The sequence below is a fragment of the Kastovskya adunca genome, assembly GCF_059505785.1.
Genome location: NZ_JCACLG010000005.1, coordinates 1 through 9,767, shown reverse-complemented (window position 1 = coordinate 9,767; position 9,767 = coordinate 1). Strand labels below are relative to the sequence as shown.

Sequence of the window (9,767 nt, the reverse complement as noted above, 5' to 3'; positions counted from 1 at the left end):
CCTACACCTGTGAGAGGGTTGGGGAGGGGTCTGGTACATTTTTGCAAGAGGTCTACTTAGAGGGAGGGGAAACAAAAACTTTGTCCAGGGACAAAAGCGACCAGAGAAAACGCCAACGGATTAGTAAGACTGCCAAGGCGATCGCGCCAACAGTAATTGCTCGGAGTTGATGATGCCAGTTTCCTGCTAGCTCTCCTAGATAGTGGGAACCAATCATTACTGTGTGCAGAGTTGCCAGGAGCAATGCGGGGATGCTGAGGAGGTGAATGTGTCGCCAGTGCTTACCCAAGGCTTTCTGCGCTTGGTCAAAACTCGTCAATGCGGCGGGAGTCATCAAAGCCAGGGCTAATGCTCCCGCCAGTGTGCCAAGTTGATGTTGCGGTAGCAGGAAAAACAGGGCTTTAACGTTCCAGTTCAAGGTGTGGTCGAGCATATGACCCGTATGCGCTAAAGCTAGTACAAAGGCTCCCACTCCCATGGCTCGACGATAGCGCAAGGGTTGCACCCAGACGCCGCTAAGGGGACGGGCAATCAACGCCAGCATCAGCAAAACTAGCGCCCCGTGTCCGGTATAATCCACCATCTCACCCGTCCGTAAGAGGGTTAAAAAGCCGATAGCGATCGTTACCCATCCCCCTAAGCGAAAAAGCTGGCTGCGGCGGGAAGCACTCAGCCGCGAGGCGGATACTCCCACACCGAGCATCATCGGCATTGTCCCTAACCCAAATGCCAGCATCGTTGCTGCTCCCATCCAGAGACTACCCGTTTGTGCTGCCTTAATTTGAGCGGCGTATAGGAAACCGCAGGGAATTAAACCCCAAAAGCTTCCCAGCATTGCCGGAGTCCACCATTGAGCTTGTTGGGAGAGGCGATCCATTCCTCGGCTCAATCGCTGATGCCAGCTGCCTTGAAGCGGATGCAGCACCGGGAGACGCGGCAGCAGATCGGGTTTCACTTGTACCAAGCCATACCAAATTAGTAGCAATCCGGTAAGAATTGCCATTCCCTGACGCAGTCCACTACCGATTCCGGCAAGCTGTCCGCTTTTGACTAGTACTGAACCAACACCCCCCAACGCCGCACCTACTAAGGCATAACTTAGGATGCGCCCCAGGTTCAGCAGCAAGTGAAATCCGACTTGCGATCGCCAATTAGCCGTTCCTTCGCGCTGCTGGGATAGGGAAAATGCTACCGTCAGAGGGCCACACATCCCCATACAGTGACCAAAACTCCCCAGAAACCCCAGGGTCATAACGAGCAGCAAATCTAGCACTATCTTTTTCAGGCATCAGAAAACAACTTAATAGGATAGTACTTAACGAGGAAAGATATCATCAAGCCGAAGGTGCAAGCTCTTTAGCAAGCATCTGCAAAGGGACGAATTGAACAAGTGCGGGGGGCGATCGCTAAATCAAGGGAATTTTTTATCTGGGCTGAGTGACCAAAGCGCTCCTATAATTTTAAGCCTGCTCAGAACATCGTTCCCCATGTTTCACCCAACACGCTCAAGCCAAGTTTTTGGCAGCATCGTCTTCCTCACCTGCCTTGCTAACCCAGTCCTCGCCCATACGGTGGAGACTAATGGGGATGTCGGTGTCACATTCCACATCGAACCCAACCACAACCCTCGCGCTGGAGAAACGGCTAGAGCCTGGTTTGCTCTCACTCGTGCTGGAGGACAACTCATTCCCCTAGAGCAATGCGATTGTCAGTTAACCGTGTACTCTCAGCCCTCATCTCCAGGAAACTCACCAATTTTACAGCCCTCCCTGAAAGCGATCGCCACTGAACAATATCAAGGCATTCCCGGAGCTGATATTGTCTTTCCAGAAGCTGGAGCTTATCAGCTGGAGTTGAGCGGTAAGCCGACATCTGGGGCAAGTTTCCAGCCGTTTATGTTGAAATACAACGTCAATGTTGTGGCTGGGACAACGGCTCCCCAAGGTGAAGCCTCTCAATCTTCAGTGCAATCTGAGCAACAGACAGCACGACAGTCGGCAAGTCGGTGGATTGTCCCTGCCATTGTCTTAGGAGGACTACTGGGGATTGGGAGCTTTTGGTTGGTTAGACGATCGCCAAAGAAGGATGAAGGATGAGCTAAAAGCAGCGCGATCGCTCAATGCATGTGAATAAATTTCCTGACTTCTACTCAAAATCTCTGTCAAAGGAATAGGAGAGCGTGATGGAGTCGAGTGATGAGCGATCCTTATCTTCTAGCAGTCAGTTTGTTAACCACAGGACAAGTAGCCGTCCCACCGCCTCTGGTACCCCCTTCAACGACACCAGAGGATTTTCTAGCCTTGCTAGATATAAGTGCGTCAGACGTATTGCAACCGGCTGTCCCCGTCAAAACTATTCCTTTAGTTGAATTGACGACGCCAGAATTTAGCAAATCCTATGAACAGCAGGTACAACACTCAGGACTTTCAACAACAGAGCGATCGCCTATTGAATCTCAACTCACCACCCCAGTTGCCACACCCGTCGCCGCCAGAGAACTAACACCCACCTTCCCACCTTTACTCAAACCGGATGTCGCCCCTGCACCCAGTTCCGGTAGCCAACTGTATCTGCAGCGATTAGCCGCCTTGAAAGCGGGAAAACTCTACACCCGCTTATCGCCTGACAGCTTTTACTCTTCCTGGAAATCTGCCACACGCCAACCCACCCACGAACAGTGGAAACGTCTTTTGGCTCAAGAAGCCAAAGCGATCGCGCGGGGACAAGGAAATAATCGCCTAGCGATCTTGGTGGGAGATTCCCTCAGTCAGTGGTTTCCCTCCGCACAACTCCCTAATGGTAAATTTTGGTTAAATCAAGGAATTTCTGGGGAAAACTCTAGCCAGGTTTTGCAGCGCTTGCCCTCCCTTACCCAAACTCGCCCAGAGACGATTTACGTCATGACAGGGATTAACGACTTGCGCCAAGGGGCAACCGATACCAGGATTCTCAACAACATCCGGCAGATTGTGCGCCGCCTGCGTAGCAATCATCCCCAATCCCAAATTATTGTGCAATCAATTTTGCCTACCCGGTTGAGCGCCATTCCGAATGCTCGAATTCGCAACCTCAATCAACAAATTGCCAAGATTTCCCAACAAGAAGGCGCAGGTTACTTAAATCTCCACGCCCTATTCATCGACAGCGAAGGGCAACTCCAGCATGATTTAACAACAGATGGCATCCATCTGACGCGCCGTGGTTATCAAGTTTGGCAGGATGGGTTGCAATACGCTGAGTCCTGGCTAGCCGCAAACATTAACTAGTGCTGAGTGCTGAGTAATCAACTCCTAGGGCGTGTTTTTAAACCCGCAGATCCCCCTCCCGTCCCCCTTAAAAAGGGGGAAGCTAGATGTTGCTTCGCCTTTGATATCACAGGGGACTTTAAGAAGATTCTCCCCTTTTTTAACCCTGGCTGGGGGAGTCTGAAAACCTGCCCTAGGTATAGGGGCATTTTCCACTATTGGGGCGTGACAGCGCCCATTAATGTCAACTTCAGATAAAAGTTAAAGCTCGCCTAATGCGTTAAGAAAGGGATAGTGATTGTAGGAATAGACGCGAGACGATTATGGCGCGAGGCGATCAAATTTATGTCATCCGAGAATTTCTTAACATTCAAGGCGTCTACGAGCATCATGGCATTGACTGTGGAGACGGTACAGTTATCCACTACCGCAAGCCAAGTGAAAGGATTGAACGCACGACTATGGCGACGTTGACTCAAGGCTCTAGGGTCTATGTCAAACAGTACACTACCTGCTTTATTCCTGACGTGGTAGTTCATCGCGCTGAGAGCCGAGTGGGCGAACGGCGATACAACCTGCTGTTCAACAACTGCGAACACTTTGCAAACTGGTGCAAAACAGGAGTTAGCGATAGCTTGCAAGTGAGAAATTTTATCCCTGTCTTGAGTGACATCAACGTCAAAACCTTGATTGACCCGGTGCAACAATCCCTTACAGAAGCGGAGCGTGATGATACGCCTCAGTTAGTGAATCAGGCGCTAGCCGAAATCAAAGTCGCATGGGAGAACATCCAACCTCAGTACAAGGAGGCGCGGCAAGAAATGAATGTATGGCATCGAGTGGCGATGGAAGCGGTGAAACGTAACCGGGAAGATTTGGCACGGGCGGCAATCAAGCGGAAGCTAAGTTACAAGCAACGGGTTGATGAAAACAAAGAGATGCTTGACAAACTTGCCACAATGACAGAATCTTTGCTGCGTAACTATCAAGACCAACAAGAATTGTTTTAAAAAGGGCGATGCGATCGCGCGGATCTCGCCCTGAGATTTGGGTAGGAGCGTTGGCGGAGCCGGAGCAAAGCCTATACAGCCGTTCGCCCCTACCCTATGGTCAACCTAATCAATCACCTCAAAGGAATTCACTTCCAGCACCGGCCCAATCATCGCAAAGGTCATCACATCATCGCGGATCGTTCCCTCGACCTTCACCTTTAAATCGGCTTGCTTAAGTTCAGAGGGGGCGCTTTTCAGTTCGTAGGTTTTACCATCGGCTGAGACTAATGCCCAGGTGCCTGGACCGAATCCTTTGCGCTCAACCGTTCCGGTAACGCTGATACTCATGCGGTTTTCTCCTCTCCTTTAGACGCCAGATAAGCCAGTCCGAAGCACAAGCAGGCATTGATAATCAGGTAGAGACGAGCGATAAGCCCATCACCCAAGCCCCAAACATGGGGGGAAATGCCAGCACTAACTGTCAAGAAACTTGCAACACCAAGGGCAGAACCAATGGCAATCCACTTCCATTGCTTGTGACCCAGCAGCAGCGCTATCAAGATGAGGGGCATCAGGACACTGGCAAAGATCGGGTTTAAGATACTGCTACCTTGAACGGCGCTCCCTAGTTCAGGAAGGGAACTACCCATAATGCGGAAGGGCCATTGCGGCAGGTCGAAGATATAGAAGCCGCGCAGGAAAAATAAGCCAGAACTTCCCGCCACTAGTCCTGAGGTGAGAGACCAACTCCAACTGAAGGGGAAGTAGTTCCGCAGGAACCAGGCGAGGAGATAAGAGCCAAGTACCATGGCGATTTTTGGCATCAGCATCACCGCACCACCATCAATCCAGAAACGGGGATTGAGATAACCGTTGTCTCGTACCCAGCGGAAGAAGTCACGGGGGGTGATTTGTCCCCTGAGTGCCAATTTCACAGCGGCTGTCGCATCTAGGTGTCCAGCACCGAAGTGATTAAGGGGGTCTTCCTTGACTACCCGTGATGACTGCTTCAGGATACTCAGCACTGCGTCTGGTTCTGTGATGCCTGTTGCTCTGACTAAGGCTGCGACTCCAGCAACGTGGGGTGCTGCCATACTAGTGCCTTGGAAGGTGGCAAAGACTGCCGTCCCGGTTTCGGGGTCAAAGGTTTCCTGGAGGATGCCACCCAACTCGCTACCACCAGGAGCGGAAACGTCTACACCCGCACCAAAGTTGGAGTAAGGGGCTTTGATACCCACTGAATCGAGCGCCGCGACACCAATTACGTGAGGATACCGGGCGGGGTAGGATGCGGCATTTTCATTGCTGTTACCCGCTGCTGCGACGATGACAACATCTTTTTGATGAGCATAGTTAATCGCTTCTTCCAAAACCTTGCTCTCACCCCGACCACCTAAGCTGAGGTTAATGACATCTGCGCCTTGATCCGCCGCAAATTTAATGGCTTCGGCGATATCTGCCACTGTGCCACCACCTAGCTGACTTAGTACCTTCAACGGCATGAGGCTTGCTTCGTAGGCAATCCCGGCGACGCCGTAACCATTATTAGTGGATTGGGCAATTGTCCCAGCAACGTGAGTCCCGTGACCGACATCATCGTCAGCTTGTTTGCGATTATTTACAAAGTCGTAGCCTTCGACAAACTTTGTAGTTTTTAAGTCGGGAACCCGGCTAACGCCTGTGTCGATTACGGCTACTGTGACGCCACTACCTTTGGTTTCGTCCCAGGCTGATTCTATGTTGATGCTCCGCAAGTTCCACTGCTTGCTATAGTCTGGGTCGTTGGGAACATCAAAGGTGTGATAGATGTAGTTCGGCTCAATATATTCTGTTTTTTTGGCAAGTTCTGATTTCTTTAAAGCCTTTAGTAATTGCTTGTCGCCTTCTACAATGTAGACATTGTCAGGGGCGGAGAATTCACTGTTTAGGCGGGGAGTTACATTATATTGTTGCGCGATCGCATTGACTTTCGCGTCAATCATAGCCGCTGGGATATCCTCCCGAAAATCCAGCACCAGTGACTGAAATTCCCCTTGATTCGCCAAACCTTTAAAGTTGGACAGGGCAAAACCCAGCCCAAAAATAAACAAACACAGCAAGAAAAGTTTTCTCATGGCAACCCGTCCGCACTTTGCGCCAGTTTAATCACAACCATAACTCATCGGCAGGAGTGAAGGGACTGGCACTAGAGAATGTAGTTGTAATTCCCCTCAACTTAATACGGAGCCGCGACCTAGGGATGTGTGGTCAAGCCAGTGAGATAGGGAAGCCCAGGCTATAATCTTCGACTGAGCCTAGGAGGATAGGACGGGTCACAACTAGACAGTACGTACAGCCATACGGCATGGAATTTCGCTCCCTCATAAAGATCAGGCGATCGCTAAATTTTTGATTGATACAATTTGAGCATACTCCTTTGAATTTCAGCCTATAAGCCATTGATGTCGCCTGTAGACACTAACGCTTCCCATGACCCCAGAACAGCTCCATAACCTGCGTAAATTAGTTCTTGACGATGACGCCTTTGAGCGCGTCAAAACGATTGTTTTGTCTTTTGAAAAAGACCGCAGACAAGCGCAACAACTTCACTCTCAAGCAGCCTTGCTAGATCAATCACACAACGCAATTATTGCTACAGATTTAGCGGGAATGATTATTTTTTGGAATCAAGGGGCGGAAGCTACTTACCAATGGCTTGCCGCAGAAGTTTTGGGTAAGCACCTAAATGAAGTTATATTTTATCGCCCGGTTAATTCTTCAACAAACATAGATATTTTCGACCCCGCACAATTCCAACAGTGGCAGGGAGAATTAATTGTTCAACGGAAAGATGGTAATCAATTTAGCGTTGAGTTTGGTTATAATCCCATATTTGATGAACAGGGGCAGATTAAGGGCATTTGTTTAGTGGCAGCTAACATCGACGGTCAAAAAGAAGTCATGGATAAACTTGCCAAAAGTGAACAATATTTTCACGCCTTGGCGCAAAATCATGCTGATGGTATTAGTATTTTAGAAGCGGACGGGACTATCTGTTATGTCAGCCCTTCGTTTGAGCAAATCTTTGGCTACAAATCAGCAGATATAATTGCTAAAAACGTTTTTGATTATATCCATCCCCAGGATGCCGCAATCATTCAAGAAAGATTTGCTAACACCTTAGGAGAAGTGGGAAGGGTAGTTTCAAGTGAATTTCGTGTCCGTCATGCCGATAATTACTGGATAGAGGTGGAGGCGACGGCGAACAGCTTATTAGATGAGTTGAATATAAAACGAGTTGTTGTCAACAGCCGCAAAATTACAGAACAAAAACAAACGAAACTAGCAGGACAACAGCAAGCAGAACGAGAACGGCTGATTGGCTCGATACGCGATCGCATCCGTGAGTCTTTAGATTTAGAAGACATTCTCAACACCACCGCCGCAGAAGTCCGGCAGTTTTTAGAATCTGACCGAGTGCTTATTTTTCGCTTTTGTCCAGATTGGAGAGGCGTCGTTGTAGTTGAATCTGTAGACAACAAATGGCAACCACTTCTCGGCATAGAAATATACGATTCCTGCTTTGCCGAATCTTATGTTGATTCCTATAAGCACGGTAGATTTCAATCAATTGCTGACATCTATACAGCCGGTCTACAGGATTGCCATATCGATTTGTTGGCACAGTTGCAGGTGAGAGCTAACTTAGTGGTTCCCATTTTACAAAAGGAGCAACTAGGAACAAGAAGCTGGGAACTGGCAACCGGATCAAATTCATCAAGCTTTACAACTTCTCCCGAATCAGAAACGCAGTTATGGGGGCTACTGATTGCCCATCAATGTAGCAATCCTCGACAGTGGCAATCGTGGGAAATCAATTTGCTGACTTCCCTTTCTACCCAAGTGGGTATTGCCATTCAGCAAGCGCAACTGTATAAACAAACGCAACTGCAAGCGCAACGGGAAAAAGCACTTAATCGCTTTACCCGCACAATTCGCAGCTCTTTAGACTTGGAGCAAATTTTTGCCACGGCTGCCAAAGAAATTAGTCAGCTTTTGCAGATTGACTACGTAGAAATTCAGCAATACTTACCACATCGCGGGGCGTGGTTAACGGTTTCTGATTACCGTCCCTACAGCGATGTGCCAACCTGTTTAGGCATCGAAGTACCGGATGTTGATAATGAAGTAACCCTTGCCCTCAAGCGATTAGAAGTCGTGCGCGTTAATGATACAGACCGCTTTGAGGATGAAGTCAACCGACAGTTGGCGCAGATTTTTCCTGGAGCCTGGTTACTCGTCCCGCTACACTTCCAGGAACGACTCTGGGGACGTCTGGGGTTGGTGATGATCGGTCGTGCCTATGTGTGGCAGGATTCAGAAGTGGAACTCGTAGAAGCGATCGCCGATCAACTCGCGATCGCGATTCAACAAGCCGAACTCTACAAACAGATTTCTACCCTCAATGCCGACTTGGAACGCCAGGTAAATGAGCGCACCCAACAATTAGAACAAAAAGTTCAAGAACTCCAAAAGCTTCACATCCTCAAAGACGACTTTCTCAGTACCGTTTCCCACGAACTCCGGACGCCTCTTTCCAATATGAAAATGGCAATCCAAATGCTCAAGATTGCCCCAAATAGCGATCGCCGCCAGCGCTACATGGAAATCTTAGAATCCGAGTGTTCCAGAGAAACAGAACTGATTAACGACTTGCTCGACCTCCAACGCCTAGAAGGTAACGCCTATCCCGTGTCGCTAGAGACAGTGCACCTAGTCACCTGGCTACCCAATATCATCGAGCCGTTTCGCTCCCGCACCCAAGAAAACGGGCAAATCTTAGAACTGGATATCCCCTCCGACCTCCCGCCAGTGATCACAGATAGCACTAACCTGGGTCGAATTATGGCAGAACTGCTGAATAACGCCTGTAAATACACACCTGCCAAGGAAATAATCTCTTTTAGCGCCCGTTATTATCCCGTTTCATCGGATACGACTGCCTCCTCTAATGGTATAAAACTGGCTGAGGCAGACACCCCCTACCTATCTCCCTTACCGCTGATGACCTTTACCTTCAGCAATCAAGCCGAAATTCCCGCCACTGAATTACCGCGCATCTTTAACAAGTTTTACCGCGTTCCCAATGCTGACCCCTGGAAACGAGGCGGTACAGGATTAGGACTAGCCCTAGTCCAAAAACTCGTAGAACAACTAGAAGGTAGCATCGAAGTCGAAAGCGGCAACGGCTGGACGATCTTCAGCGTCACCCTCCCAGTTACTCCCGGCTGTGAGTTGCAAAGTGTGGGGAAAAAGCGATTAATTTAGTCAGTCGCTCATAGTTTAGAGAGTGCTGAGTCCTGAGTCCTGAGTCCTGAGTCGGGGAGAAAGTATGAAGTATGAAGTATGAAGTATGAAGTATGAAGAAGGACTAGAGGTTAGAGGTTAGGGATTAGAGGTTAGGGATTAGAGGTTAGGCTTTGCTTCTCCTCATCCCCCCTGCCTCACAGGTGTAGGTTTTTTACAATCAAGCGGAGTTGAAGAAAGTCAC

Annotated in this window: 7 protein-coding genes; 4 read left to right on the top strand and 3 right to left on the bottom strand. The window is 49.2% G+C overall.

Features of this window, described 5'->3' with window-relative positions:
* Nucleotides 1–52 precede the first annotated feature (52 nt).
* Nucleotides 53–1,273, bottom strand: a complete 1,221-nt coding sequence (locus AC5JR3_RS01560) for an urease accessory protein UreH domain-containing protein (protein ID WP_495842361.1) — start codon at nucleotides 1,271–1,273, stop codon at nucleotides 53–55.
* A 214-nt stretch (nucleotides 1,274–1,487) separates the two neighbouring features.
* Between AC5JR3_RS01560 and AC5JR3_RS01555 the strand changes: the two genes are divergently transcribed.
* The 3 genes from AC5JR3_RS01555 to AC5JR3_RS01545 all read left to right on the top strand — a co-directional run bounded on the left by AC5JR3_RS01555 (nucleotide 1,488) and on the right by AC5JR3_RS01545 (nucleotide 4,255).
* Nucleotides 1,488–2,096, top strand: a complete 609-nt coding sequence (locus tag AC5JR3_RS01555; protein ID WP_495842359.1) for a hypothetical protein — start codon at nucleotides 1,488–1,490, stop codon at nucleotides 2,094–2,096.
* Nucleotides 2,097–2,195: 99 nt separating this feature from the next.
* Nucleotides 2,196–3,266 (top strand): GDSL-type esterase/lipase family protein, encoded by a 1,071-nt coding sequence (locus AC5JR3_RS01550; RefSeq protein WP_495842357.1) that lies wholly within the window; start codon nucleotides 2,196–2,198, stop codon nucleotides 3,264–3,266.
* Between the two features lie 302 nt (nucleotides 3,267–3,568).
* Nucleotides 3,569–4,255, top strand: coding sequence for a lecithin retinol acyltransferase family protein (locus tag AC5JR3_RS01545; RefSeq protein ID WP_495842355.1), 687 nt, complete (start codon nucleotides 3,569–3,571; stop codon nucleotides 4,253–4,255).
* Between the two features lie 105 nt (nucleotides 4,256–4,360).
* Here AC5JR3_RS01545 and AC5JR3_RS01540 read toward each other — a convergent pair whose 3' ends face one another.
* Nucleotides 4,361–4,585 (bottom strand): hypothetical protein, encoded by a 225-nt coding sequence (locus tag AC5JR3_RS01540; protein WP_495842353.1) that lies wholly within the window; start codon nucleotides 4,583–4,585, stop codon nucleotides 4,361–4,363.
* On the bottom strand, nucleotides 4,582–6,351 hold the full coding sequence (locus tag AC5JR3_RS01535; protein ID WP_495842351.1) for a S8 family peptidase: 1,770 nt from the start codon (nucleotides 6,349–6,351) through the stop codon (nucleotides 4,582–4,584). Before AC5JR3_RS01535 ends, AC5JR3_RS01540 begins: the two co-directional genes overlap by 4 nt.
* Before the next feature lie 355 nt (nucleotides 6,352–6,706).
* Here AC5JR3_RS01535 and AC5JR3_RS01530 point away from each other — a divergent pair, with 355 nt between their 5' ends.
* The gene (locus AC5JR3_RS01530; protein ID WP_495842349.1) at nucleotides 6,707–9,544 is read left to right on the top strand and encodes a sensor histidine kinase; all 2,838 of its coding nucleotides are present in this window, start codon (nucleotides 6,707–6,709) and stop codon (nucleotides 9,542–9,544) included.
* Nucleotides 9,545–9,767 lie beyond the last annotated feature (223 nt).

Bases quoted from the DNA above. Each gene is read 5' to 3' on its own strand.
- AC5JR3_RS01550 (WP_495842357.1), top strand. From the start codon at position 2,196: ATGAGCGATCCTTATCTTCTAGCAGTCAGTTTGTTAACCACAGGACAA.
- AC5JR3_RS01540 (WP_495842353.1), bottom strand. From the start codon at position 4,585: ATGAGTATCAGCGTTACCGGAACGGTTGAGCGCAAAGGATTCGGTCCA.
- AC5JR3_RS01535 (WP_495842351.1), bottom strand. From the start codon at position 6,351: ATGAGAAAACTTTTCTTGCTGTGTTTGTTTATTTTTGGGCTGGGTTTT.
- AC5JR3_RS01545 (WP_495842355.1), top strand. From the start codon at position 3,569: ATGGCGCGAGGCGATCAAATTTATGTCATCCGAGAATTTCTTAACATT.
- AC5JR3_RS01555 (WP_495842359.1), top strand. From the start codon at position 1,488: ATGTTTCACCCAACACGCTCAAGCCAAGTTTTTGGCAGCATCGTCTTC.
- AC5JR3_RS01530 (WP_495842349.1), top strand. From the start codon at position 6,707: ATGACCCCAGAACAGCTCCATAACCTGCGTAAATTAGTTCTTGACGAT.